This window comes from Streptomyces sp. NPDC033131 (assembly GCF_055578365.1).
On the sequence record NZ_JBVIPA010000074.1, the window covers coordinates 1 to 25782 of the forward strand.

General features: G+C 68.6%; 23 protein-coding genes and 1 pseudogene. 6 read left to right on the top strand and 18 right to left on the bottom strand.

All coding sequences use genetic code 11. The annotated features are described in order from the left end of the window. The 12 genes and pseudogenes from ACZ5XS_RS43665 to iolC all read right to left on the bottom strand — a co-directional run. Positions 1-152: pseudogene (locus tag ACZ5XS_RS43665) on the bottom strand (sugar ABC transporter ATP-binding protein); the annotation flags it as partial. 8 nt (positions 153-160) lie between these two features. After that, positions 161-1237 carry an ABC transporter permease gene (locus tag ACZ5XS_RS43670; protein WP_468661087.1) on the bottom strand — a complete coding sequence of 359 codons (1077 nt, stop codon included), beginning with the start codon at positions 1235-1237 and terminating at the stop codon, positions 161-163. Further along, the gene (locus tag ACZ5XS_RS43675) at positions 1237-2241 is read right to left on the bottom strand and encodes a sugar ABC transporter substrate-binding protein (RefSeq protein ID WP_468661089.1); all 1005 of its coding nucleotides are present in this window, start codon (positions 2239-2241) and stop codon (positions 1237-1239) included. Before ACZ5XS_RS43675 ends, ACZ5XS_RS43670 begins: the two co-directional genes overlap by 1 nt. Before the next feature lie 383 nt (positions 2242-2624). After that, positions 2625-3494 (bottom strand): sugar phosphate isomerase/epimerase family protein, encoded by an 870-nt coding sequence (locus ACZ5XS_RS43680; RefSeq protein ID WP_468661091.1) that lies wholly within the window; start codon positions 3492-3494, stop codon positions 2625-2627. Beyond that, the gene (locus ACZ5XS_RS43685) at positions 3491-4507 is read right to left on the bottom strand and encodes a Gfo/Idh/MocA family oxidoreductase (protein ID WP_468661093.1); all 1017 of its coding nucleotides are present in this window, start codon (positions 4505-4507) and stop codon (positions 3491-3493) included. The genes ACZ5XS_RS43680 and ACZ5XS_RS43685 overlap by 4 nt, the downstream gene beginning before the upstream one ends. A gap of 55 nt (positions 4508-4562) precedes the next feature. Next, on the bottom strand, positions 4563-5993 hold the full coding sequence (locus ACZ5XS_RS43690) for a sugar porter family MFS transporter (protein WP_468661095.1): 1431 nt from the start codon (positions 5991-5993) through the stop codon (positions 4563-4565). A gap of 9 nt (positions 5994-6002) precedes the next feature. After that, positions 6003-6953, bottom strand: a complete 951-nt coding sequence (locus tag ACZ5XS_RS43695; RefSeq protein ID WP_468661097.1) for a TIM barrel protein — start codon at positions 6951-6953, stop codon at positions 6003-6005. Between the two features lie 32 nt (positions 6954-6985). Then, a complete protein-coding gene (locus ACZ5XS_RS43700) occupies positions 6986-8488 on the bottom strand; it encodes a CoA-acylating methylmalonate-semialdehyde dehydrogenase (RefSeq protein ID WP_468661099.1) in 1503 nt (500 codons plus the stop codon). 13 nt (positions 8489-8501) lie between these two features. Further along, on the bottom strand, positions 8502-10379 hold the full coding sequence (iolD, locus tag ACZ5XS_RS43705; protein WP_468661101.1) for a 3D-(3,5/4)-trihydroxycyclohexane-1,2-dione acylhydrolase (decyclizing): 1878 nt from the start codon (positions 10377-10379) through the stop codon (positions 8502-8504). Beyond that, positions 10376-11254, bottom strand: a complete 879-nt coding sequence (iolB, locus tag ACZ5XS_RS43710) for a 5-deoxy-glucuronate isomerase (protein WP_468661102.1) — start codon at positions 11252-11254, stop codon at positions 10376-10378. Before iolB ends, iolD begins: the two co-directional genes overlap by 4 nt. Further along, a complete protein-coding gene (locus ACZ5XS_RS43715) occupies positions 11251-12123 on the bottom strand; it encodes a Cgl0159 family (beta/alpha)8-fold protein (protein WP_468661104.1) in 873 nt (290 codons plus the stop codon). The genes iolB and ACZ5XS_RS43715 overlap by 4 nt, the downstream gene beginning before the upstream one ends. A 3-nt stretch (positions 12124-12126) precedes the next feature. Then, positions 12127-13095 (bottom strand): 5-dehydro-2-deoxygluconokinase, encoded by a 969-nt coding sequence (gene iolC, locus ACZ5XS_RS43720; protein ID WP_468661123.1) that lies wholly within the window; start codon positions 13093-13095, stop codon positions 12127-12129. Between the two features lie 217 nt (positions 13096-13312). Between iolC and ACZ5XS_RS43725 the strand changes: the two genes are divergently transcribed. Together ACZ5XS_RS43725 and katG are read left to right on the top strand one after the other, a co-directional pair. Continuing rightward, positions 13313-14314: a LacI family DNA-binding transcriptional regulator gene (locus ACZ5XS_RS43725; RefSeq protein ID WP_468661125.1), complete on the top strand. Its 1002-nt coding sequence runs from the start codon at positions 13313-13315 to the stop codon at positions 14312-14314. 680 nt (positions 14315-14994) lie between these two features. After that, entirely contained in the window at positions 14995-17184 is a 2190-nt protein-coding gene (gene katG / locus ACZ5XS_RS43730; RefSeq protein ID WP_468661127.1) for a catalase/peroxidase HPI, read from the top strand. Positions 17185-17321: 137 nt separating this feature from the next. Here katG and ACZ5XS_RS43735 read toward each other — a convergent pair whose 3' ends face one another. The 4 genes from ACZ5XS_RS43735 to ACZ5XS_RS43750 all read right to left on the bottom strand — a co-directional run bounded on the left by ACZ5XS_RS43735 (position 17322) and on the right by ACZ5XS_RS43750 (position 20906). Then, on the bottom strand, positions 17322-17714 hold the full coding sequence (locus ACZ5XS_RS43735; RefSeq protein WP_468661106.1) for a VOC family protein: 393 nt from the start codon (positions 17712-17714) through the stop codon (positions 17322-17324). Positions 17715-18584: 870 nt separating this feature from the next. After that, a complete protein-coding gene (locus ACZ5XS_RS43740) occupies positions 18585-19034 on the bottom strand; it encodes a hypothetical protein (protein ID WP_468661108.1) in 450 nt (149 codons plus the stop codon). 153 nt (positions 19035-19187) lie between these two features. Then, a complete protein-coding gene (locus ACZ5XS_RS43745; protein ID WP_468661110.1) occupies positions 19188-19736 on the bottom strand; it encodes a YciI family protein in 549 nt (182 codons plus the stop codon). Positions 19737-20390: 654 nt separating this feature from the next. Then, on the bottom strand, positions 20391-20906 hold the full coding sequence (locus ACZ5XS_RS43750) for a MarR family winged helix-turn-helix transcriptional regulator (protein WP_468661112.1): 516 nt from the start codon (positions 20904-20906) through the stop codon (positions 20391-20393). Between the two features lie 134 nt (positions 20907-21040). On the opposite strand from ACZ5XS_RS43750, the gene ACZ5XS_RS43755 reads away from it, so the two are divergent. Continuing rightward, a complete protein-coding gene (locus ACZ5XS_RS43755) occupies positions 21041-21391 on the top strand; it encodes a DoxX family protein (protein ID WP_468661114.1) in 351 nt (116 codons plus the stop codon). A gap of 636 nt (positions 21392-22027) precedes the next feature. Here ACZ5XS_RS43755 and ACZ5XS_RS43760 read toward each other — a convergent pair. Then, positions 22028-22816, bottom strand: a complete 789-nt coding sequence (locus ACZ5XS_RS43760; protein ID WP_468661116.1) for an oxidoreductase — start codon at positions 22814-22816, stop codon at positions 22028-22030. A 576-nt stretch (positions 22817-23392) separates the two neighbouring features. On the opposite strand from ACZ5XS_RS43760, the gene ACZ5XS_RS43765 reads away from it, so the two are divergent. The 3 genes from ACZ5XS_RS43765 to ACZ5XS_RS43775 all read left to right on the top strand — a co-directional run bounded on the left by ACZ5XS_RS43765 (position 23393) and on the right by ACZ5XS_RS43775 (position 25080). Beyond that, positions 23393-23860, top strand: a complete 468-nt coding sequence (locus ACZ5XS_RS43765) for a Ku protein (RefSeq protein ID WP_468661117.1) — start codon at positions 23393-23395, stop codon at positions 23858-23860. Beyond that, positions 23802-24242, top strand: coding sequence for a Ku family protein (locus ACZ5XS_RS43770; RefSeq protein WP_468661129.1), 441 nt, complete (start codon positions 23802-23804; stop codon positions 24240-24242). The genes ACZ5XS_RS43765 and ACZ5XS_RS43770 overlap by 59 nt, the downstream gene beginning before the upstream one ends. Before the next feature lie 127 nt (positions 24243-24369). Next, positions 24370-25080, top strand: a complete 711-nt coding sequence (locus ACZ5XS_RS43775) for an AAA family ATPase (protein WP_468661119.1) — start codon at positions 24370-24372, stop codon at positions 25078-25080. 83 nt (positions 25081-25163) lie between these two features. On the opposite strand, the gene ACZ5XS_RS43780 is transcribed toward ACZ5XS_RS43775, so the two are convergent. Beyond that, complete coding sequence (locus ACZ5XS_RS43780) at positions 25164-25397, bottom strand: hypothetical protein (protein ID WP_468661121.1); 234 nt, start codon at positions 25395-25397, stop codon at positions 25164-25166. Positions 25398-25782 lie beyond the last annotated feature (385 nt).

Sequence of the window (25782 nt, forward strand, 5' to 3'; positions counted from 1 at the left end):
GCGCCGTTGTCGCCGAGCACGCAGGTGACGCGGCCGGGGTGGACCTGGAGGTCGACGCTGTGCAGGGCGCGGACGTTGCCGTACGACTTGCCCGTGCCCTTCAACTCGACGACAGGGGCGTCTTCGGATGCGATGTCATGGGTGGTTGTCATGGGGCGGGTCACCTCCGGGTCGCCGCGCGGCTGACCCACAGATTGATGAGCGTGGCACCGAGGAGCATCACGCCGAGGAATGCCTTGAACCAGTCGGGGTTCCAGCCGGCGTAGACGATGCCCTGCTGGACCATGCCGAACATGAAGGCGCCGAAGACCGGGCCGATAGCCGAGCCGTAGCCGCCGGTCAGCAGACAGCCGCCGATGACCGCCGCGGCGATGTAGATGAGCTCCTGGCCCACGCCCTCGCCGGACTGCACGGTGTTGAAGGAGAACAGCTGGTGCATGCCGACGAACCAGGCGCCGAACCCGACCAGCATGAACAGGGAGATCTTGGTGAACGTCACCGGCACACCGACGGCCCGCGCGCTCTCCTTGTTGCCGCCCACCGCGAAGATCCAGTTGCCGTACTTGGTGCGCAGCAGCACCCACGTGGCGATCGCCGCGAAGACCAGCCACCACACAACCGTGATCTTCACCTGGACTCCGCCCACCGCGAAGGACGAGGCGAAGAGCTCCCGGGCCTGGTCGAAGCCGTCCATGTCGCTGATGTCATCGGTGGCGACATTGCCGGTGATCAGCTTGGTGACCGCGAGGTTGGCACCCTGGAGGATCAGGAAGGTGCCGAGCGTGACCAGGAAGCTCGGCAGGCCGGTCTTCATCAGCAGCCAGCCGTTGAAGAAGCCGACCGCGAGCGAGACGAGCAGCGCGGCGATCACACCGACCCAGACGTTCGTGGTCAGCTGGAAGCTGAGCATGGCCGCGGTGAGCGCCGAGGTGATCACGGCGACGCCGGACGACAGGTCGAACTCGCCGCCGATCATCAGCAGCGCCACCGGCAGGGCCATGATCCCGATGGTGGAGGACTGGTACAGGATGTTGGACATCGAGCTGCCGTCACGCACCGGCGGTGCCGCGATCAGGAAGAACACGTACACCGCGGCGGCGCCGAGAAAGACACCCACCTCGGGGCGGGCCAACAGCCTGAGCGTCAGGGGGCGTCGAGAGGCCCTGCCATCGGTCTGCTTCGGGCCGGGGGCCGGCGGTGTGGTCACCGCCGGCTCGGCGTGCGGGGTCATGCTCATCACCGGGTGCCCTTGGCGGCGAACTCGGCGACGTCGGCGGCGTTGTCCTTGGTGATGAAGGCCGGGCCGGTGAGGACGGGCGCGGTGCCGCCGCCGCTGACGTTGCCGTTGGTCTTGTAGAGCCAGAGGGCGTCGACGGCGAGGTAGCCCTGGAGGTAGGGCTGCTGGTCGACGGCGAACTCGATCGTGCCGTCCTGGACAGCCTTGACCAGTTGCTTGTTCAGGTCGAAGGTCGCGATCTTGGCCTTGGTGCCGGCGTCGGACAGTGACTGCACGGCGGTGAGTGCGATCGGGGCGCCGAGGGTGACCACCTGGTCGATGGAGGAGTCCTGCTTGAGCTTGGCGGTGATCGTCGACTTCACCGACGGCATGTCCGTGCCGTTGACGTAGAGGGTGTCGGTCTTGCCGCTGAAGCCCTTCTTCAGGCCGGCGCAGCGGGCCTCCAGGGCGACCTGCCCCTGCTCCTGGATGACGCACAGGGCGTGCTTGGCGCCGAGCCCGTTGAGGCGTTCGCCGAAGGCCTGGCCCGCGATGTTCTCATCCTGGCCGAAGTACTCGAGCATGCCGAGCCTCTTCCAGTCGGCCACCCCGGAGTTGAAGCCGACGACCGGGATACCGGCCGCCTTGGCCTTGGCGACCACGTCCTTCATGGCGTCGGGCTTGGCGGCGGTGAGCGCGATGCCGTCGACCTTCTGGTCGATCGCGTTCTGCACGAGGTTGGCCTGGTTGCCGGCGCTGGGGTCGCTGGAGTAGACGAGCTTGATGTTGTCCTTCGCGGCGGCTGCCTCGGCACCCTTGCGGATGAGGTCCCAGAAGGTGTCGCCGGGGGAGGCGTGGGTGATCAAGGCCACGGTCATACGGGGAGTGGTGGCCTTGCCCGCGGAGGCGGCGGATCCGCCTTCCTCGGCCTTCTTCCCGCCGGAGCTGCTGGAGCATCCGGTGGCGAGCAGGGCGCCGGTGAGAACGACTGCGGAAAGGGTGGCGGCTCGGTGGTGTCTGTGCATGTCCCTCGCACCTCACTGTGCTGGTCGGGATGGTCTGTGCGGGATGGTGTGGAACGGCTTCGGGTGGAGGCGGGCCGGTCGCTGCGGAACCTATGTTGGTGGGTCCGTAACCGTGACCGAGGGATGTGCCTTCGGTCGATGGGGCCGGCGGGGCGGTGCGCGCACCGTGTCTGGTGGCGGGACGCGGTACTTGGCGGTCTGTGCGGACCGTCCGATACCTGACTAGAGCGCTTTATTAGCGCGCTCTAGTGGCTCGTACTATGGATCGAGCCATCGATGGTGTCAAGATCCTTGTCAGGACGTACCAACATAGTTCGCAGGTTGTTGCGTGGGGCCGTCTACCCGTCGCGCCGATGGCGGCCCAGCAGAGCCGCAGGTCGCGTTCAGGCGGCCAGTTCCTTGGTGATGCGGTCGAGCATGTACGCGGAGGACTCGCGGGCCCGTTCCTCCCAGGCGAAGACGCAGGCGGTGGCGACGCCGTCGAAGTCCAGCTCGCGCAGGGTGCCGAAGAAGGCGTTCCAGTCGACCTCGCCCTGGTCGATGTCGAGGTGCTGGTGGATACGGGCGGCCGTCCCGGGCGGGTTGAGGATGTAGCGCAGGCCTGAGGAGCCCTTGTGGTTGAAGGAGTCGGCGATGTGCACGTGCTTCAGTTTGTCGCCGGCGTAGCGCATCATCGCCGCGATGTCCGCGCCCACCTGCGAGGCGCCCGAGAGGTGGAAGGAATGGGGCGCGCAGTAGAGGTAGTTCACCCACGGCTCGTTGATCGCGCGGACGAGGTCGACCGCCGGGGTGTTCTCCTCGCAGAAGTCGTCCGGATGGGCCTCCAGATTGAGTGCGATGCCTTCCCGCTCGAAGATCGGCAGCAGCTCCTCCAGCGAGCGCCAGAACGCGGCCTCGCTCTGTGCTGCCTGTTCGGGGCGGCCGTTGAACTCCGAGTTCATCAACGGGCATTCGAGCTCGGCGGTGATCTGGATCATCCGCTTCCAGTAGCGCACGGCGGCTTGCCGCTCGCTCTCGTCGGGTGAGGACCACTTGTAGAGGGGCAGCACCGAGGACAGTTGCACGCCGTGGGTGCGCAGCGAATTCTTCAGGGCGGCGATCCGCCCGTCGTCCGCCCGCGGGTGCAGAAAGAACGGCATGAAGTCGTCACGCGGGGACAACTCGATGTACCGATAGCCGAGTTCGGCAACCGTGCGCACCATGTCGTCGATGGGCAGGGCGCGGAACATGTACGGGTCGAGAGCGATCTTCATGCGGCACCTCCGTAGAGTGTGGGGCGGGGCTTGAGGTCCGTGGCGACCACGCGGCCCGACTCCAGGGCCTCGACGGTTGCGCTGGTGATGACGGTGGCGGCATAGCCGTCCCACGCGGAGGGGCCGGTGGGCTCATGGCCGGCGGCGAGGCCCGCGATCCACTCGCGGAACTCCGTGTCGAAGGCGTCCGCGAAGCGGCCCACCCAGTCCGTGAGCACCTCCGTGCTCTGCTGTCCCGCCCTGCGCAGGCCGACCGCGGCCGGGTCGGGCAGTCGGACCAGGCCTTCCTCGCCGACCGCCTCGCACTGGATGTCGTAGCCGTACTGGCAGTTGACGAAGACCTCAAGATCGATGCGGACACCCTTGGCGGTCTCGAAGAGCATGATCTGCGGGTCCTTGAGGTGGGCGAACCGCCTGCTCGTGGGGCGAGGGGTCACCACCTGGGTGGAGACGATCTCGTCGTCGAGCAGCCAGCGCAGCACGTCCACCTCGTGCACCGCCGTGTCCAGGGCGGCCATGGCGGAGGTGTACGACTGCGGAACGGTCGGGTTGCGGTGGGCGCAGTGCACGATCAGCGGCTCACCGATGCGGCCGGAGTCGATGACCTGCTTCATCTGCCGGTACCCGGCGTCGTAGCGGCGCATGAAGCCGACCTGGACCAGGCGGCGGCCGTGGGCCGTCTCGGCATCGATGATCTTCAGGCAGTCCTCGGCAGTCGTGGCCAGCGGCTTCTCGCAGAACACAGGTTTCCCGGCGGCTATCGCGCTCAGCACGTGCTCGGCGTGGGTCGGGCCCCAGGACGTCACGAGGACGGCGTCGACGTCGTCCGCCGCGATCAGGGCCGCGCCGTCGGGCAGCACTCGGGCGCCGACCGGCGCCGCTGCCTCCTCGGCGCGGGCGGCGTCGATGTCGGTGACCGCGGTGACGCGGGCACCGGTGACGGTGTCGGTGAGGCGCCGGATGTGTTCCTTGCCGATCCAGCCGGCGCCGATGACGCCTACGCGCACAGTCATGGGTGGTGGTCCTTTCTGCGGACTCCGGGCCGACGGCGGCCCGGGGACAGGGGAGTCAGGAGAAGCGCGTACGGAGTTCGGCTTCGAGGGTTTCCAGGGAGCGCCCCCTGGTTTCGGGGACGTAGCGCTTGACGAAGGTGAGGGCGAGGACGCCCGCCGCCACGAAGAGGAAGAACGTGTTGGAGATTCCGATCCCGTCGACCAGGGACGGGAAGACCAGTCCGATGGCGAAGTTGGTCAGCCACAGCACCACCGCCGCCACGCCCATCCCGAAGCCGCGCATCCGCATCGGGAAGATCTCCGAGAGCATCAGCCAGGTGACCGGCGAGATCGCGCCCTGCTGGAAGGCGAGGAAGGTGACGGTCATGGCGAGCACGGCGTAGGCACGGCCGTCGCCGGAGGGGAGCACCAGGGAGAACACACCGATCAGCAACAGGGCGGCTGTCGTACCCATCTGACCGGCCATCAGCATCGGACGGCGGTTGACCCGGCCCAGCAGCCAGATGCCGACGAAGGTCGCCAGCACCGAGATCACACCGTTGGCGATGTTCGCGGTCAGAGCGCTGTCGGCGGCGAAGCCGGCGTCGGTGAGGATCTGGGTGCCGTAGTACATGATCGTGTTGACGCCGGTGATCTGCTGCACGATCGCGATGCCGAAGCCGACGAACATGAGCCTGCGTACCCAGGGCGTGGCCCTCATGTCCTGCCAGCCGCCGAGCTTCTCCCGCTCCTCCTTGACGGCGAGGGCGGACACCTCGGCGAGTTCGGCCTCGGCCCGCTGCCGGGACCGTACCTGCTTGAGGACGTCCAGGGCCTCCCCGAAGCGGGTCTGCGAGGCCAGCCAGCGTGGGCTCTCCGGCATCACCAGCATGCCGAACCAGAGCACCACGGCCGGGATGGTGGCGAGGACGAGCATCCAGCGCCATACGCCGCCGGACTCACCGCCGACCCGGGCGATGATCGCGTTGGAGGTGAAGGCCAGCAACTGGCCACTCACGATCATGAGTTCGTTGCGGGTGACGAGTGCGCCGCGCCGCTCGGCGGGTGAGACCTCCGCGAGGTAGACGGGCACGGTCACCGAGGCACCGCCGACCGCGAGGCCGAGCACGAACCGGGCCACGACCATGACCGCGGTGTTCGGCGCGAGCGTACAGCCGAGGGCCCCGACGAAGAACACCACGGCGAGGATCAGGATCGTACGACGCCGTCCACGCGCGTCCGACAGCCTGCCGCCGGTGACCGCGCCGAGTGCGGCACCGAGCAGCAGTGAGCTGGTGACCATGCCCTCGGTGAAGGGGGTCAGACCGAGGTCGTCGGTCATGTAGGGCAGGGCGCCGTTGATGACGCCGGTGTCGTAGCCGAAGAGGAGCCCGCCGAAGGTGGCGATGACGGTGATGAGCCGGAGCCGCCGGGAGACCGCCGGCGGCGTGTCGTCCCTGCCTGGGGTGGTCCGTGCGATGTCGTTCCTGTCGTCCCTGACGTCCATGGGCGCCTCCTACCGGTCGAGAGTCGGGCGCCGGGTACCCGCCAGCCCGCAGCCGGCCAGGTGCTCACGGGTACTGACCGCGATCGGCAGCGGCACCTCGGGAGCGCACGGGTACAGGTCCTGCTCGACGATCACGAACAACTCGGCGTCCAGCGCGGCGAGTTCGGCCACCACGTCCGCCGGGTTCGGTACACCGGCCGGGGGCGACACGCACACCCCGCGCTTGACGGCCTCGCCGAAGGAAAGGTCCTCGGCGACGACCTGGGCGAGGATCTCCGGGTCCATCTGCTTGATGTGGACGTAGCCCACCCGCTCGCCGAAGCGGCGGATCAGGTCGAGGTTGTCGCCGCCGCCGTAGGCCACATGGCCGGTGTCCAGGCAGAGGTTGGTGTAGCGGGAGTCGGACTCGTTGAGCAGCCGCTCGATCTCGGGCTGGGTCTGGATGTGGCTGTCGGCGTGCGGGTGAAGGACGAGCCGTACGTCGTACTCGTCCAGGAGCAGCCGGCCCAGCCGGTCGGCGTTCCGGCCGAAGCCCGCCCACTGCCCGGGGGTCAGCTCCGGCGACTCGGTGAACGCGCCGGTCTTCTCGTCCCGGTACATCGGCGGGATGAGGACCAGGTGGTGGGCGCCCGCGGCGGCGGTCAGGGAGGCGACCTGCCGGACGTGGGCGAGCATCTCGTCCCACGCCTCGGGGCGGTGCAGCGCGCCGAACGCGGTGCCGCCGGAGACCTGCAGCCCACGGGAGGCCAGTTCGTCCTTCAGCCGCTGCGGATCCGTGGGGAGGTAGCCGTACGGCCCCAGTTCGAGCCACTGGTAGCCGGCCGCGGCCAGCTCGTCGAGGAAGCGGGTGTACGACACCTGGTGCTTGTCCTCGGGGAACCAGACGCCCCAGGAGTCGGGGGCGGAGCCCAGGCACAGGTTGCCCGCGGTGGTGCGGAGGGAGGATGGCGCCGTTGCCATGGTGTGTCCTTTGCGGGGAGGGGAGGGGACCTTCAGTCGGAGGTGGGGAAGTCGAACCCGGCGGCGACCTGCTGGGCAGGCTGGGGCCAGCGGGTGGTGACGACCTTGGGGCGGGTGTAGAAGCGGATGCCCTCGGGGCCGTGGATGGGGGAGTCACCGATGAGGGAGTCCTTCCAGCCGCCGAAGGAGTAGTACGACATCGGGACCGGGACCGGGACGTTGATGCCGATCATGCCGACCTTGATCTTGCGCTGGAAGCGGCGGGCGGCCTCGCCGGAGGCGGTGAACAGAGCGGTGCCGTTTCCGTACGGGTTGGCGTTGACGAGGGCGATCGCCTCGTCGAGGGAGTCGGCGCGGACCACGGCGAGGACCGGGCCGAACAGCTCCTCCCTGTAGGCGTCCATCTGCGTGGTGACGTGGTCGAGGAGGGAGGGGCCGGTGAAGAAGCCGTCGGCGTACGAGGGGTCGTCGATCTTCAGTCCACGGCCGTCGACGACGACGGTGGCGCCCTGCGCGGCAGCCGTTCCGACGGCCTTCTCGACGCGCTCCTGGGATGCCTTGGTGACGAGCGGCCCCATCTCGGTGCCGGGCGCGTCGCCGGGGCCGACCTTCACCTCGCGGGCCTTGCGTTCCAGGACCTCGACCAGAGCTTCGGCCGCCGAGCCGACCGCGACGGCGACGGAGACGGCCATGCAGCGCTCGCCGGCCGAGCCGTAGGCGCCGGCGGTGATGTGGTTGGCGGCGAACTCGAGGTCGGCGTCGGGGAGGACGACGGCGTGGTTCTTGGCGCCGCCGAGGGCCTGGACGCGCTTGCCGTGCGCGGTGGCCCGTTCGTGGACGTACTTGGCGATCGGTGTGGAGCCGACGAAGGAGACGGCCTCGATACCGGTGTGGGTGAGGATCGCGTCGACCGCGTCCTTGCCGCCGTGCACGACGTTGAAGACGCCGTCCGGCAGTCCGGCCTTCTGATACAGCTCGGCGACGAAGTTGGCGGCGGACGGGTCACGTTCGCTGGGCTTGAGGATGAAGGTGTTGCCGGTCGCGATCGCCATCGGGTGCATCCACAGGGGCACCATGGCGGGGAAGTTGAAGGGCGTGATGCCCGCGACGACGCCCAGCGGCTGGCGGAAGTTGTGCACGTCGACGCCGCGGGAGACCTGGTCGGAGAAGGAGCCCTTGAGGACGTCGCCGAGCCCGCAGGCGAACTCGACGACCTCCCGGCCGCGCGTGATCTCGCCGCGGGCGTCGTCCACGGTCTTGCCGTGCTCGGCGGAGATGATGCGGCCCAGTTCCTCCTCGTGTTCGACGAGGAGCTGGCGGAAGGCGAACATCACCTGGGTGCGCTGGGTGAGGGAGGACTCGGACCAGGTTTCGAAGGCACGCCCGGCGGCCGTGGCGGCCGCGTCGACGTCGGCGGACCCGCCGAGCACGACCTGGGCCTGCTGCCGCCCGGTGGCCGGGTTGAACACGGGCGCTGTCTGCGGGCTCGCGCCGGCGGTGGGGGAGCCGTCGATCCAGTGCTGGATGGTCTTCACGTGAGGGGATTCCTTACAGGTAGTGCCGCTGGGTGAGCTTGTGGGCGGCGTACGTCTCGTACGCGGTACGGGTGGAGTCCAGGGCGGATGCCTGGCTGACCGGCACGTCCCACCAGCCGTGTCCGGGCGGGTTGGGCCCGTACAGGTCGGTCTCCACGTGCACGACCGTGGTGCGTGCGGCGGCCTTGGCCTTCTCCATCGCGCTGCGGAACTCGTCGACGGTGGTGGCGTGCAGGACGTCGGCGCCGAGCGACGAAGCGTTCGCCGCCAGGTCGACGGGCAGGACATCGCCGTCCAGCTGACCTGAATCGCCGTCGCGGTAGCGGTACTTGGTGCCGAAGCGCTGGGAGCCGAGGGCTTCGGACAGGGCTCCGATGGAGGCGAAGCCGTGGTTCTGGACGAGGACGATGATGACTTTCAGGCCCTCGGAAACCATGGTCACGATTTCCTGCGCCATCATCAGATAGGAGCCGTCGCCGACGAGGACGACCACCTCGCGTGAGGGGTCGGCCATCTTCGCACCGAGGCCGGCGGCGATCTCGTAGCCCATGCAGGAGTAGGCGTACTCCACGTGGTAGGCCTTCGGATCGCGGGCCCGCCACAGCTGCTGCAGGTCGCCGGGCATGGAGCCGGCGGCGTTGATGACGACGGCGCGGTCGTCGAGCACGTCGTTGAGGGCGCCGACGATCTCGGTCTGGGCGGGTAGAGGTCCGTGACCGAGGTTGAAGCACTGCTCCTCGATCTCCCTGGTCCGGGCGATGAGTTGATGGGTGCGCTCGCGGTACTCCGCTGGGACCTCCCAGTCCGTGAGCGCTCCGGCGAGTGCTTGGATGCCGAGCCGGGCGTCGGCGACCAGGGGTTCGGCGGAATGCTTGACGGCATCCAGGCGGGCGACGTTGAGGTTGACGAAGGTGACGTCGGGGTTACCGAAGACGGTGTGGCTGGCGGTGGTGAAGTCGGAGTACCGGGTGCCGATGCCCAGCACGACGTCGGCCTCGCGGGCCATTTCGTTGGCGGCGTAGGAGCCGGTGGAACCGATGCCGCCGACCGCGCACGGGTGGTCCCAGGGCACCGCGCCCTTGCCGGCGTGAGTGTCGGCGACCGGGATGCCGGTGGCCTCGGCGAAGGCCCGCAGAGCGGTCTCGGCACCGGAGTACACGGCACCCCCACCCGCCACGATCAGCGGCTTCTTGGCGTTCCGCAGCAGACCTGCGGCCCGCTCCACCGCGGCCGGCTCCGGCACCGGGCGGCCCACGTGCCACACCCGCCGCCGGAAGAAGGCCACCGGCCAGTCGTACGCCTCCGCCTGCACGTCCTGCGGCAGCGCCAGCGTCACCGCGCCGGTCTCCACCGGGTCGGTCAGCACCCGCATCGCGGCCGGCGCGGCCGAGATCAGCTGCTCGGGTCGGGAGATGCGGTCGAAGTACTTCGATACGGTCCGGAAGGCGTCGTTGACGGTGACGTCCCCGCCTCGGGTGTCCTCCAACTGCTGCAGCACCGGGTCGGCGGCACGGGTGGCGAACATGTCGCTCGGGAGGAGGAGCACGGGCAGCCGGTTGGTGGTGGCGAGCGCAGCACCCGTGATCATGTTCGTGGAACCGGGTCCGGTCGACGCGGTGCAGGCGAAGGTGGCCAGCCGGTCGCGCATCTTGGCGTAGGCCACGGACGCGTGGACCATGCCTTGTTCGTTGCGGGCCAGGTAGTAGGGCAGGTCGGCCTCCTGAGTGACGGCGGCCTGGAGGAGGGCCTGTCCCACCCCGGCGACATTGCCGTGGCCGAAGATGCCCCATACCCCGGGGATCAGCCGCTGTTCCTGGCCGTCGCGCTCGCTGTACTGGTTGGCCAGGAAGCGGACGAGGGCCTGCGCGGTGGTGAGGTGGACGGTGTTCATTGCGCGTCGAGCCCTTCGAAGGGAAGCCGGTCGTCGATGGGCTGGGACTCCCAGGTCGCCCGCACCCAGCCGTGGGCGGGGTCGTCGCAGATCAGCCAGGCGCGGTCCTGGCCGGGACCTGCCATGACGTTGAGGTAGTAGAGGTCGTAGCCGGGTGCGGCGATGGACGGGCCGTGCCAGCCGTGCGGGATGAGGACGGTGTCACCGGAGCGGACCTCGGCGAGCACGTCGATCGGCCGCTCGGGGGTGCCGTACACGCGCTGGTAGCCGAAGCCGTTCTCACCGGCGACCTGGAAGTAGTAGATCTCCTCCAGCTCCGATTCGACGCCCGGGCGGGCTTCGTCGTGCTTGTGTGGCGGGTAGGAGGACCAGTTGCCTCCAGGGGTGAGTACTTCGCACACCAGCAGCTGCTCGGCGTCGAAGGTGCCGGGCAGGCAGTAGTTGTTGACCTGGCGGGAGCAGGCTCCGGCGCCGCGCAGTTCGACGGGGACGTCCTCCTTGCGCCCGTACCGGGCGGGGAAGCCGCCCCGTTCGGTACGGGCGGAGGGCAGCGCGAACCTCCCGCCGGACGCGCTGCTGATCAGGGCTTCCGACGCGCGTGGCAGGTACGCGAAGTCGGTGACGGAGGCGAACACGCCCGGCCTGCCCGCGAGTTCGAAGGCCGTGCCGCCCGTGGTGACGGTGCAGGAGCCCGTCAGCGGCAGGACGAGGAACTCGGAGTCGTGCGTGGACAGGGAGTACGCCTGGCCCGGCTGCAGGGACAGGATCCTGAGACCGGAGTGTCTCCAGCCCGCCGACTCGGGCGTGACCAGGAGATCGTAGGGGCCGTCGGCCGGAGTTCCGCTGTGGAGGTGGTACTTGCTGCCGGCGCTCACAGCAGGCTCACCGCCTTGTCCACCGCTCCGGCGACGTCGCCGTTCGAGGGGTAGAGCAGGGAGCGGCCCACGACCAGTCCCTGAGCGGTGGGCTGCTTGAGGGCTTTGCCCCAGGAGGCGAAGGCCGCTTCGGCGTCCTTGACCTCGCCGCCGAGCAGAAGGGCGGGCAGGGTAGAGGAGGCGAGGACGCGATCCATCTCGGCCACGACCGGCAGCTTGAGCCACGTGTAGGCGGTGCGTCGGCCGAGTCCCGAGGCGATGGTGACCGACTTGACGACGGCGTCCGTCGAGAGGTCGTTGCGGATCCTGCCGTCCTGCCATACCGAGATGAACGGTTCGATCAGGGCGATGAGCCGGTGGTCGTTCAGCTGGTCGACGGCGTGGGCGGTGTTCTCCAGGGCGGACGGGGTCGCCGGGTCGCCGAGGGCGATGCGGGTGAGCATCTTGCCGCCGTCGAAGCCCATCGCGGCAATCGTCTCGGCGTCATACCCGGTGAACCGGTCGTCGATCTCGAAGACCGAACCCGTCAGCCCCGCGCGGTTCATCGAGCCGAAGACGCTCTTGCCGTCCAGGACACCGAGCAGCAGCAGATCCTCGAGAATGTCGGCGGTGGCCAGGACGCCGGTCACGCCGGGCCGTTCCAGGGCGGTGCAGAGACGGTCGAGGAGCTCGAAGCGGTCGGCCATGGCGGTCGGGTCGCCGCCGACGCCGTTGGCACCGCGCGCGGGATGGTCCGCTGCGATGATCATGGCCCTGCCGTGCTCGCCGAGCAGCGAGGTCGCTTTCACCCGGCGTGCGGCGGCGGCCGCGATGGCGCCGGGGTCGCCCACCCGGGCGGCGACGATCCGGCTCACGTTGTCGGACAGCACGGTTCAGGCCTTTCGTTCGGTGGAGGCGAGGGCTGCCTCGCGGAGTCCGGTGTTGACCTCGGCCTCGGTCGGCATGGCGTCGGAGCAGGACAGGCGGCCCGCGACGATGGCGCCGGCGGCGTTGGCGAAGGCCACCGTGCGGCGGGTGTCCCAGCCGGACAGCAGGCCGTGGCACAGTGCACCGCCGAACGCGTCACCGGCGCCGAGGCCGTTGACGACGTCCACCGGGACCGGCGGCATCTCGGCGGCCGAGCCGTCCCGATCCATGGCCAGTACGCCTTTCGGCCCCTGCTTGACGACCGCCAGCTCGACACCGGCGGCGAGCAGCGCCTTCGCGGCGGCGTACGGCTCCCGTTCACCGGTCGCGACCTCGCACTCGTCGAGGTTGCCGACGGCGACCGTCGTATGGCGCAGAGCTTCCGCGTAGTAGGCCCGTGCCCGGTCCGGGGTGTGCCAGAACATCGGCCGCCAGTCGAGGTCGAAGACCGTCGGCCCCGCCTTCGCCCGGTGCTTCAGAGCGGCCAGCGTGGCCGAGCGGCTCGGCTCCTCGCTCAGTCCGGTCCCGGTGACCCAGAAGATTTCGGCGTCGCGCACCGCGTCCAGATCCAGTTCACCGGGGGCGATATCCAGGTCGGGCGCCTTCGGCAGCCGGTAGAAGTACAGCGGGAAGTCGTCCGGCGGGAAGATCTCGCAGAACGTGACCGGGGTCGGCGCGACGTCCGACGTGCCGACGAACCGGCTGTCGACGCCGTAGCCGTCCAGGGCCGCGCGGACGAAGTCCCCGAAAGGGTCGCGGCCTGTCTTGGTGATCACGGCCGCGGAGTGGCCGTAGCGGGCGGCGGCCACCGCCACGTTCGTCGGACTGCCGCCCAGGTACTTCCCGAACGAGGTGACTTCCGCCAGCCCGACGCCGGTCTGGAGGGGATACACGTCCACCCCCACACGGCCCATGGTCAGCACTTCGAACGGCATCACGCTGGTTTCCCTTCGCTCCGGAGGCACCGGGGAGTTCTCGTGGGACGTTTTCGATCTGGCGCGCTCTACTAGCGCGCTCTAGGCAAGTACGATGAGCCCTGTCCAAATGTCATGTCAATAGCTTGTTGCCGGGAGATTTCGCGGCCGACCGTAAGGTGGGGCGCGTCGAAGGGGGAGTTCACAGGTGGATGCGTCGGCCAAGCAGCGGCCCACGATGGCGGACGTCGCCGCGAAGGCGGGCGTGTCCAGGGCACTCGTATCGATTATTTTCCGCGGCCAGCCGGGGGCCAGCCAGGAGACCCGCGAGCGCGTCCTGCGCGTCGCCGACGAGATCGGCTACCGTCCCGACAACGCCGCCCGGCTGCTCGCCCGGGGGCGCAGTCGCACGCTCGGCGTGATGTTCACCGTGCACCAGACGTTCCACTCGGACCTCATCGCGGGCATCTACCCCGAGGCCGAACGGCTCGGCTACGACGTCCTGCTCTCCGCGGCCACGCACAGCCGTGCGGAGGCCAAGGCCATCGAGGCGCTCCTCGGTCACCGTTGCGAGGCAGTGATCCTGCTCGGCTCCGACGCGGAGGCTGCCTACCTCGACGAGCTCGGGCGTCGCACGGTCACCGTCTCGGTCAGTCGCCGAGTGCCCCACGCCCACGTCGACTTCGTGCACTCGGCCGAGGGCAAGGGGGTGCGGCAGGCCATGGACCACCTGGTCGAGCTGGGGCACCGTCGGATCGTGCACATCGACGGCGGCCGTGGCCCCGGGTCGGCCGAGCGGCGGCGGGCCTACCGGGCCGCGATGCGCCGTCACGGGCTGGAGTCACAGGCGCGGGTCATTCCCGGTGACCACACCGAGCTGTCGGGCATCGAGACGGGGACGTCGCTTCTGGCGGAGCGCGACCGTGGGCAGCCCTTGCCGACCGCGGTCCTGGCGGGCAACGACCGGTGCGCGTGGGGTCTGTTGATGTCGCTGACGCGGGCGGGGGTCGACGTCCCCCGTGACATGTCGGTCGTCGGCTACGACGACAGCCATCTGTCCCACCTGATGCCGATCGGCCTGACCACGGTGCGCCAGGACGCGGTCCTCATGGCGGAGCACGCGGTGCGTTTCGCCGTGGAGCGGCTGGAAGGCGCGGAGGTGGCACCGCGGGAGGCCGTGCTGGACCCGAAGCTCGTGGTGAGGGGGACCAGCGGACAGGCTCCGGAGTCACGGGTCTGAGGTGCGTGATGTACCGCTGGTCGGGTTCGTACCAGCCAGTTGAGGCGGCCGACGCGTGACCTCCACCCCGACGGACTCGCTGCCTCCGCTGCAGTGGGAAGTCCTGCATCAGTCCAGTTGCCCAGGCGATGATTCACTCGGCTGTTCCTGTGGCGGCATCCGCGTGTTCTCCTCGGATCGCGCCGGGCGATCGCCCGCCACCTGGGCTGGCGCCGGCCTCAACGCCGTGCTGCGCGACGCGTGCGCTGGACGCCTTTTCACCTGCCAGATGGTCCGCTCCTACATCGCCACCCTGCGCACCGCCTCGCCGCAGGCACCGCTCCGCCGCCGCCGGTGCGGCAGGTGACCCGCTCGCTCACCTGCCCTTCCACGGCCCTGAGCGAGGAAGCCCGTGCCGCGCTGAAGGGCGTCCTGGCTCCGCCCCGAACTGGACATCGCCGCCGAACATGTCCGTACGGGTGTGCCGCGCCGTCCGCTTTACGAGAGTCAGGGCAGTCACCTGGCCCCACGCTTGGAGATTGACTTCCAAGCAGGAAAGAAAGCCTTTGCTCGCGCGTTTGTCGTGCGGGGTGCTCTGCGTGTTTCGTAGCGGTGCCGTCTGCGGTGCGCGACTATACGGACGGCGACATCACATTCATCGGCATGGTGCGTGGAATCACCGAGACAGAAAGAAGGATGACGTGTCCGGTAGCGAAAGCGAGAACCCGGCAATTGCCTCTCCGACCCCTGCGCCGACTCGGCCCAGGACGAACCGGGACTGGTGGCCGAATCAGCTGGACCTGCAAATTCTTCACCAACACTCGTCCCGCTCCAATCCGATGGACGAGGACTTCGGCTACGCGAGAGAGTTCGCGACCCTCGACCTCGACGCACTGAAGCAGGACGTCTTCGACGTGATGACGACGTCACAGGAATGGTGGCCTGCCGACTACGGCCACTACGGGCCGCTCTTCATCCGGATGAGTTGGCACGCCGCGGGCACGTACCGCGTCGCCGACGGCCGGGGCGGTGGCGGCAGCGGCGCTCAGCGCTTCGCCCCCCTGAACAGTTGGCCGGACAACGCGAGCCTCGACAAGGCACGCCGTTTGCTGTGGCCGGTCAAGCAGAAGTACGGTCAGAAAATCTCCTGGGCCGACCTTCTGGTTTTCGCCGGTAACTGTGCCATGGAATCCATGGGATTCAAGACGTTCGGGTTCGGATTCGGGCGAGAGGACATCTGGGAACCCGAGGAGATCTTCTGGGGGCCCGAGGACATCTGGCTCGGGGATGAGCGCTACAGCGGCGACAGGGAACTCGCCGCTCCCTTCGGTGCCGTGCAGATGGGACTCATCTACGTCAATCCGGAGGGGCCCAACGGAAATCCGGATCCGATGGCCGCGGCCCGGGATATTCGCGAGACATTCGGGCGCATGGCGATGAACGACGAGGAGACGGTCGCACTCATCGTCGGCGGCCACACCTTCGGCAAGTGTCATGGTGCCGTCGACCCCGCGTACATCGGCCCGGAACCCGAGGCCGCACCCGTCGAGCAACAGGGTCTCGGCTGGCGGAACACCTACGGCAGCGGCAAAGGCACCGACGCGCTCACCAGCGGGCTCGAGGGCGCATGGACCTCCGAGCCGACCCGGTGGGACAACGGGTACCTGGACAACCTGTTCAGGCACGAATGGGAGCTGACGACGAGCCCCGCCGGTGCCAAGCAGTGGACTCCCACGGATCCTTCGGCCCAGGGCACGGTGCCCGATGCTCATGATCCGTCGAGCAGACACGCTCCGATGATGCTGACGACGGACCTCGCGCTGAAGCTGGATCCGGTCTACGGCCCGATCTCGAAGAGCTTCCACGAGAACCCGGACAAGCTCGCGGAAGCCTTCGCCAAGGCGTGGTACAAGCTGTTGCACCGCGACATGGGACCCGTCACGCGCTACCTCGGCCCGTGGGTTCCCGAGCCGCAACTGTGGCAGGACCCCGTCCCCGAGGTCGATCACGAACTCGTCGCGGCCGAGGACGTCGCTGCTCTCAAGAGCAGGATCGTCGCCTCGGGGCTGTCCATCTCCCAGCTGGTCATGACCGCTTGGGCGTCGGCGGCGAGCTTCCGCGGCACCGACAAGCGGGGCGGGGCCAACGGGGCACGGATTCGCCTCGCGCCGCAACGGGACTGGGAGGTCAACCACCTGCCCGAGGTGGCCGAGGTGCTGCAGAAGCTGGAGCAGATCCAGCAGGACTTCAACCGCTCACACGCCGGCGGCACCAGGGTCTCGCTCGCTGACCTGATCGTCCTGGGCGGGTGCACGGCCGTCGAGCAAGCCGCGAAGAACGCCGGATACGACATCACGGTCCCGTTCGCGCCGGGGCGCACGGACGCCTCGCAGGAACAGACCGACGTGGAGTCCTTCGCCGTGCTGGAACCCAGGGCCGACGGATTCCGGAACTACGTCCGCGCGGGCGAGAAGCTGTCGCCGGAGACACTCCTGCTGGACCGCGCCAACCTGTTGACGCTGACCGCTCCCGAGATGACGGTACTGATCGGTGGCATGCGCATCCTGAAAACCGGATACCAGCGATCTTCACACGGCGTCTTCACTCACCGGCCGGAGACACTGACCAACGACTTCTTCGTCAACCTGCTCGACATGGGAACGGAGTGGAAGGCATCGACTTCGGACGAGAACGTGTTCGAAGGACGGGATCGGGCCACAGGAGAGCTCAAGTGGACCGCCACCGCAGTCGACCTCATCTTCGGATCACACTCCCAGCTCCGGGCCGTCTCGGAGGTCTACGCGTCCCAGGACGCGGGACCCAAGTTCGTGCGTGACTTCGTGGCCGCGTGGGACAAGGTGATGAACCTCGATCGGTTCGACCTGGCCTGAACCCGATGTCCGGGCGGGGGCAGGGACACTGGTCCCTCAGAACTCCCGCAGCGCTTCCATGGCGGGCACGCGCACCCCACACGGCACGCGGGCCCGCCGAGCCCAGAGGGTCACCCACACCCACCGGGCTCCGCTCGTCAATTCTCCTGGAGCACGGAGAGAACGTTCCCGGCCGGGTCGGTGAACCACGCGATCGCCGCAGGACCGCCGTCACCGACACGGAGGATGCCCTTCTCGTCGTGGTCGAATCCGGGATAGCGCTCAAGGTTCACGCCGCGCCGCTCCAGTTCATCGACGGCCGCCTCGATGTCGTCCACGGGGAAGTTGAGAAGCGTGAACGTCGCGGGGGTGTGCGTCTCCTTCGGATAGACGAAGACACGCGCGCCGCTGCCGAGTGTGAGGGTCAGCATCCGCATGTCCCCCTCCCCGGACTCCTCCACCTGGAGACCGAGAGTCTCACCGTAGAACCGGCGGGCCTCACCGAGGTCGTCGACTGCGAAGCCGCTGAACGCCTGCGACTGTCCAAACATGCCGTGTGTCTCCTTCACGGGTAAGCCAACACAAGATCTCAGGCCACACCACACGGACCACGGTCAAGGGCGCGCCACGCGGTCGACGCCCGGATGGTCGTGCGCCCTTCACCCTCACGAAGGGATGCCCGGCCGCCGCCTGCGCTCCGTCGACGGACAGTCACCGGAGCCGATCACCATCGACCTCGCACAGACCGACGCTGAAAGCGCAAACCGCTCCGAGCCGGGCTGCACTCCACCGCCGCGGAGTCGGTGAGGGACCGCCAGTGCGGGTGTTCTGCAGACTCACGGTCGCAGGCATGGCGCCGGAGCCCGCACTCAAGGAGCTCGGGCAGTGGGCGAAGACTTATCCCTTACGGAGACGGGGCGGCCGAGTGGTGAGGCAGGTTGCAGGTCGTCGCGGACGTCGTCGGCGTACCAGGTGGCTCCGTTCAGCAGTCAGGCCGTCGGGGATGCGGTGGCCTGCATGTTCGGCCGGTTGCCGGCCTTTTTCGCGGCCGACCGGGCCGAGCCGGGCATGGACGTAGTCGCGCAGGCTGCGTCGCAGGCCGGCTCGGCCGAAGCGGTGGCCGACGCGCAGGAAGAGGTCCTCGGGTTCACGGTCCCAGGTCGCGTCGGCAAGGTCGTCGATCGCCTGGAGAGGCTGCGCTCATCACCGTCTGACAGTTCTCGATGCCACTGGGAGGGAGGGTCCGGCAGGACCGCCCCTGACACACCATCAGCCCACTCCACTCCCGACGATGCCTCTGACCAGGCCAGACAGCGAACCGCTGCTGGACGGGCTGAGCATCGATGCCCAGGCCGGTTCGGCGAGGATCTGTGTCGGCGTGGTCGAAAGGCCTTCAGTCCTCGTTCGGCCGGTTCCGACGGTCACCGCGCGACCTGAAAGCCTCCGTCAAGAACATCGAGGGCGTCCACCAGTCTCACGCGGGCTTCTACAGAGGATGTGCCGGAGAGGCAGCACATGAGCAGCAGGCGCGCTTTCGCGGCCGACAGTCCCCCGGCGAAGACCGCCCCCGCACTCGCCAGTCCCGCGCCGCCACCGTCTCCGCCGTAGACCGGAAGCGTCCCGCCTGCCAGGACACGCGACGCGATGACCACGACCACACCTCTCTCCGTCAGATCACCGACCACACTCGTCAGGCCACCCGGCAGGTTTCCGAGGCCGAAACCTTCGAGGACCAGCCCGCGAGCTCCCGTGTGCTCGACGACGGCCCGCACGAGGCCGGGAGCCAGCCCGGTGTACGGGGTCATGGCGACCACCTGGACGTCCGGGTCGAGTGGCCACGCCGGTGTCCAGCGCGCGATCTGGCGGTGCACCAGTCGTACCCGTCGACCGGGACCAAAGAGGTCCAGCGTGCCCCGTAACTCCACCGGCCCGCCCACCAGCGGAACCCCCGCGTCGCCACCGTCATCGCTCCTGTGTCAGGTTGATGTCCTCAGGAGATGACATCAACCCGGCGCCTCCGTGGCTCATCGACGCCCGCCGAACTCCCAGTCGCGGACCTCGATGTCCGCGTACCGGTCCGGATTCAGGACAGCTCGTGCCGTGTCCGGATCCGGGGCTCTGAGCAGCACCGCCGTACCCAGCCAGGTGTCGCCGTCGTCGGACAGCAGCGGCCCGTACGCGACCAGTTCGTCCCGGTCGAGCGGCAGGGCAAGGTCGGCTGCCGGGCCCTCGCCGAGACCGAGCACCAGATACCGGTTGCCACCGGTCCGGCCACCGGGGAAATCCCACATGGTGCGCCCCAGCATGTTGCGCCACCGGCGCAGCAGCACGTCCCGGTACGCGCCTGCCTGGTAGTTGGGCTCGTCGAAGGCGAACGCCCGGGCAGCGGCGGGATCGGGCAGATCGACGATGTGCACGCTGCCGGTGAGTGTTCCACCATCATCGGCGAAGGTCGGGCCGCGAGCGATCAGCTCCTTCGCGTACCGGTCCATGTAGGACCAGTGCTCCTCCAGCAACTTTTCGCGTAATGCGAGGGAGCCGGGCCGATCACGGTGGTAGCTGAAGAACTCCATGACCACAGACCCTTCCCCACCAAGGGCACCATCTCAACCGGCTTTTGCCGCCGACGCCGTGCGGCGGCGGACCTGTTCGCTGTCGCCGTCGTGACGGGAGCAGGCGGCGGCGTCGATGTGCGGCAGGGGTCGCGTCATGGTGCTGGTCGGCGCGGACGGTTTTAGCGCTCGGTGCCGGCTCTCGTGGGCACGGGCTGTCACCGAAGGGTGGTGTAGGCGTGGCTGAGGTGCGCGTGGTGCTTCTGCTCGGCGTAGGTCAGCCACGTGTCCGATCGCTCGCCTGCGGGGAGCCGGTCCATGAGGTCGTCGGCCGCTGTGAGTGCGCCGCGGGCCTGCTCGGCAGGATGATGACGAAGGTGTCGTCCTGGGCACCCTCGGGAAACGGTTCAGGCCGACCGTGACCTTGCGCAATCCGGTTGCGGCCGGAGGCCCGGGCAGCAAGACCGGCCACGGCATCTGTCGGTACGACGCCCCGGGAAGCACCTCGACGGCGGTTCGGTCTGACCGTGATGGAAGCCGTCTTCCCCACTCCTGCTGAAGGGGCCGGGCACGCGTTCCCTCAGTGCTCCGCCATCTCGCCTGCGAGACGGGGCGCCGAGCGTGAAGCGCGCCGCACCCCGGGGCCCGTTCGGGTATTCAGCAGTCCGTGGTCGGCTAGGCGTCGCAGGCGCCGTCGTAGGTGGTACGGACACGGGCCAGGAGTGAGCGCAGAGTGTCGCGTTCCTGGGGGGTGAGGTCGGCGAAGAGCTCGTCCTCGACGTGGCCGATCGCGACATCGAGCTTGGTAACGGCGGCCGTGCCCGCTTCGGTGATCTCGACGATGTGACGGCGGCGGTCGGCCGGATCACGGCGCCGTCGTACCAGATCGCGGTCCTCCAGCGCGTTGAGGAGAGCGACCAGGACGCTGGGGTCTACGCGCAGCAGAGCACCGAGGTCGCGCTGGCCGAGCTGACCGCCGTCGAGGTACATCAGCACGACGGCTTGGCGTGGCGTAACCCCGGAGGCGGTGAGTGCCTCACGGATCCAGGTGTCGGTGGCGCCACCATGCCGCGCCAGGAGCAGGGCGAGGCGGAAGTCGGGACCGGCGGATTCGGCGGTGTCGTCACTGATGGGGGAGCTGACGGGAGCGCTGGTGGCGGGGGCGGTGCCCCCGGATCGTTCGCTGGCCATGGTCCGACCGTAGCAAGTCGGGAAACAGTCGGTTGCAGTCAATCATTGAAGCACTTACATTATTGTCCGCGGCTCATGACTTGCCGCCCTGTATCCCTGCCGGTCGACGGTCCCCTTCTCCCTCCGGAGTCTCCGTGTTCATCGCCTATGTCGTCCTCGCCGTCGTGCTGTCCCTGGCGCTGGTCTTCTCTGCCGTTCCCGACATCACCCGTGACCCGAAGATCACAGAGCCGCTCAAGGCGCTCGGGGTGCCTGACAGCTGGTTCTTGCCGCTCGGCCTCGTCAAGATCGCGGGCGCTCTGGGGCTGCTCGCGGGCATCGCCTACCGGCCGTTGGGCATCGCGGCGGCGATCGGTGTCGTCCTGTATTTCCTGGGCGCCGTGATCACGCACGTCCGTGGAGGCGACAAGAAGGGAGTCGGTGTCCCGGCCGTCATCATGCTCGTTGCCGTGGTGCCGCTGGTGCTGGGGTTCGCGACCGTCTGATCAAGCTCCACGATCGCGATCAGACCAGCTCACGAACACCGGACGGCCACTCCCGGACACTTGCCGCCAGCGCCCGGGCTGGAGGCAAGTCGCTCCGGGACGGATGGCGCCGGCAACGTCTGGGACGGGCGACGCCGGCCGCCCTGGCCCCTGAGGGTGGTGGCGCGGCCGGTGTACTGGAGGCGGCCGTCGTCGTACCCGCCGAGCGGGAGACTGCTGGGGGCGGGCCACCGGGCCGGTGACCGCGCCGACGATCGCCTCGGTGGTCTCGCGCATGAACTTCTGGATGCGCTGGCGCCTGATCAGCACCCTGACCGCCACCCGCGACCGCACCGCGAGCACCACCTTGGCCGTGCCTCATCCCGGTCAGCGCAGGCGAGCCGGGGCATCGGCCTCAACAAGGCGGAGTTGATCAAGCTTCTTCAAGGCCTGGCACGGCCTGGCCGACGTCGAACTCGCCACCGCGGAATGGGCCGACTGGTTCAACAACCAGCGCCTCCACGCGCCGATCGGAGGCATCCCGCCCCACGAGAACGGAGACCACCTACTACGCGCAGTACCAGCCCCAACCGACGGCTGCAGTCAACGTACAGAGCCTCCACCGATCCCGGGGCGGTTCATCACTGTGTGCGGACCTCAGCCGGGGAGCTTGTTGGTCTTGCGGATCTGTCCGTCGAAGACCCCGGTGGGAAGGATACGGTGAGCCGCGCTGACGAGCCGGGCTTGCCGGCCGGCGGTGTAGCGCACCTTCGGCTTGGGTTCGGTGGCGGCCGCGACGATCGCCTTCGCGACGGTGGCGGGGTCGTCGCCGTCCTCGTTGACCGCCAAGGCCACCTGGTCGGCGATGCGCCGCTGCTCCGCATAGATTTCCATGGGCATGTCGGGCTCGACGGTGTTCGCCTCGAAGGCGGATTTGGTGCCGCCCGGCTGGACGATGAGGGCCCGGACCCCGTGTTCGCGGATCTCGTGGTCCAGGGACTCGGTGTACCCCTCGAGCGCGTGCTTGGACGCCGAGTAGGTGGCCATGTAGGGCGCGGGGAGGAACCCGAGGACGGACGAGATGTTGATGATGCGCCCGCTTCCCTGGGCGCGCATGTGCGGGAGAACGGCCTTGACCATGCGCATCACACCGAAGACGTTGATGTTGAAGAGGCGCTGGGCCTGAGCGAGGGAGTTCTCCTCGGCGGCGCCCGAGGAGCCGATGCCCGCGTTGTTGACGAGGACGTCGATCCGCCCGAACCGCTCGATCACCTGCTCGACCGCGGCAGCGACCGAATCGTCGCTGCCCACGTCGAGGGCGAGGAACGTCACGCCGTCGCGACGGTCGGTTCCCGACGTCTTCCGGCTTGTTCCCACCGTCTCGAAACCCGCTGCGGCGAGCGCGAGGGCGGCCGCCTTTCCGATGCCGGTGGACGCACCTGTCATGGGGGAAGTGCAAGCAGTGCGCTGTTGACAGCAGCGGACGGGACCTCACACAGGGTGAGGGCGTGGGTCGCAGGAAGGGCCGCCGGGTGCCGGTCCGAGGCAGGAAACAGGTGAAGCCCCCAGGAGGGACTGGTCTGCGGAGATCACGTTCATCACCCCAGGAGGCTTCACGTGCCGTCCATTGCCACATACACCCCGGACTCGACATGAGCCGGGACACCGTCCCGTACCGCTCATCGTTAAGGAAGGCCGAGCGCGACCGGCTCGGGTTCTGTGACGGTACCGGGGCGCCGAGCTGTTTTCGGCAGGCGGTGCTGGTCATCCGCTGGTTTTTCGACAACATTCGGGTGCGCCGGCACCGCTGCCACACGGCCCATCCTCTTCTTCCGCGTTGCTCTGGTCTTCGTCGTCACTGCGGTCATGCCGTATCTCCATCTTGTGTGAGGGGAAATTCGACGGCTCGTCATGTATGGCGGAGGCCAAGGGACGACAGGGCGTCATGCCCTGGGCGGCACCGTCATTGCCCACATGAGTGATGCTTGTGCCCAGGTCGTGGCCGACGTTACGGATCAAGGGATGGAAGCGGATCCGTCACCGTATCCGTCATGGAGCTGCCCATGCGGTCGGGCTGTCTGCGTCGAGGTCCCGTGGAGCCTGACTCGACTCCAACGCCCGCATCCCAGGCTCGACTTCCGCGCCAGCGGGGCGCCGTCGCCAAGGAGGCGTGGACGCCGGTGCGCCGGCCGCGGTCCCGACGATGCCGGCCACCGGCCACGCCTTCCTGGCGAGAGCCCCGCATCGGTGTCCCCGCGCTTCCAGTACGGGGGCACACCTGAAGCTGACGCGCTCCTCGGCAAGGCTGCCTGGCCCCGCATCCTCGACGCGCTTGGCGGCGGAAGCTCACCGTACAAACTGCTGCGCCAGGCGCTCGGCCGGTCGTCGAAGGTCGCCATCGCCACATACGTGTGGAGCGGTAAGGAGAGCCTTGGCCTGCTCCGAGTCCACGTTCGACGTCATCGTCCTGCACGCGATGCGCCGGCCTGACGCAGCCCGCGATCCGGCCGCCGTTGACCCGCCGACAGAGCAGGTGGCCGACGAGGAGACCGACGGCGCGCTCGCCCTCATCGACCGCCTCACCCGCGACAACCGCGACGGATCCGGGTTCCAGGACGCTTACAACGAAGCCCTCGCCAAGGCCATCGAAGCCAAGCGGGAAGACCGTGCTCTGCCTGAGATACCGGAGCCGGCCGAGCAACCAGGCCAGGTACTCGACCTGATGGCCGCCCTCACCGAGTCCGCCTCCGAGGCCAACGCCTCCCGCGGTGAGGACGCCGACGTACACGACATGCCGAAGAAGACCGCGAAGAAGCAGCCGGCCAGGAAGACCGTGGCGAAGAAGACGGCCCGGAAGCCGAAGATCGCCTGACGCATCCCGGGCTGCGGAGGGAACGGCGGCGCGACCGATCGGACGCATGGCAACAACGAGCAAGAGGTGCTGGTCCCGACGACCTGGGGGCACGTACGTCGTCCGAGTCCTGGGCGACACTGGTCGAGTGATTGTCGAACGCGCGTATGCCCATCTCTCCTCGTACGACGAGGACGCCTGGCCCTGGTCCGTGCCTTGCGTCCGGCAGCTGCTCAACGAAGGGCTGCGCTTCACCGCGCCGGTGACCTTCCTGGTCGGTGAGAACGGATCGGGGAAGTCGACCCTGGTCGAGGCGCTGGCGGAGGGATTCGGTCTGGACTCCTATGGCGGCTCCCACGACTGGCGCTACGCCTCCCCGCGTGGCAAGTCGGCGCTCGGCGAGCGGATGAGGTTCGACGCGGCCTCGCGCGGGCGCCGTATGGTCACCAGCTGGTCGGCCCGCAAGGGCTTCTTCCTGCGGGCCGAGACCGCGCTGGACGCCCTGGACAGGGAGGGGTTCTCGCCGGACTCGGTCAGCCATGGCGAGGGCTTTCTCGCGGCATTCCGCGGCAAGTTCCTCCACGCCGGGCTCTACGTTCTCGATGAGCCGGAGGCGGCGCTCTCCTTCTCCTCGTGCCTCGAACTGATCGGGCACATCGACCGGTTGGCCAAGGAGGGCGGCCAGGTCATCTGCGCCACGCACTCTCCTTTGCTGACTGCCCTGCCAGGCGCGGACATCCTCGAGGTCGGCGAACACGGCATCCGGAGGGTCGCCTGGCGGGAGCTCGGCATCGTGGATCACTGGCGCCGCTACCTCGCCAACCCGCACGACTATCTGCGGCACATCGTCGAACCGTAGGGACGGCCCCCTCAACTCCGGCCCGGTCCCGCCTGAATCCACGGACGCGCGCAGCTTCCGCCGGTGTTCGCCGTCGACGACGGTTAGTGCATGACGGCGTCGGCAACGAGCCGCTCGCCCTCACCGGTGAGGTGAGTCACCTCAGGAGTCCGGTCCCACGGGCCGTGCTCGTGCCCGAGCCGGCGGGCGTCCGCCGCAAACGGCAGGTGGGACCGTACAACGGTCAGCGTGTGCGGCGTCTTCAGTGACGCTGCGGTCGTCGAGGTGATGGGGGTGCGGCGGACGATGCCCCCGAACGATGGGACATCGCGGGTCACACGCGACCCCTCCGGGGTGAGGTACCAGGCGTGCGTACGCGACCGGTCCGAGTCCGGAGGGGGATGAGGTCGACGAAGTCCGGGAACGCAGCTTGTTCAGCACGCGGGAGACCAGTTGGCGGGAGCTGTCCGGCCGCAGCATCTGGCGCACCTGACTGGTCGTGGGCATGCGGTGCAGGGCGAGCGCGGTCAGGACTTGCAGGCAATGGTTCAGCGGGGCTGGGGGCAACCAACTGATCATTTGCCCTCACCCGTCGACCTGTCAGAGAAGAAGCCCCCGCCCGGGACCTCGGCGGATTCTAGGGATCGTCGCAACACGTGATTGGTTGTGTCAGACGGCGAGCAGTTTATGCAGGCGCTCGGCTGGGGTTTCCCAGCCGAGCGT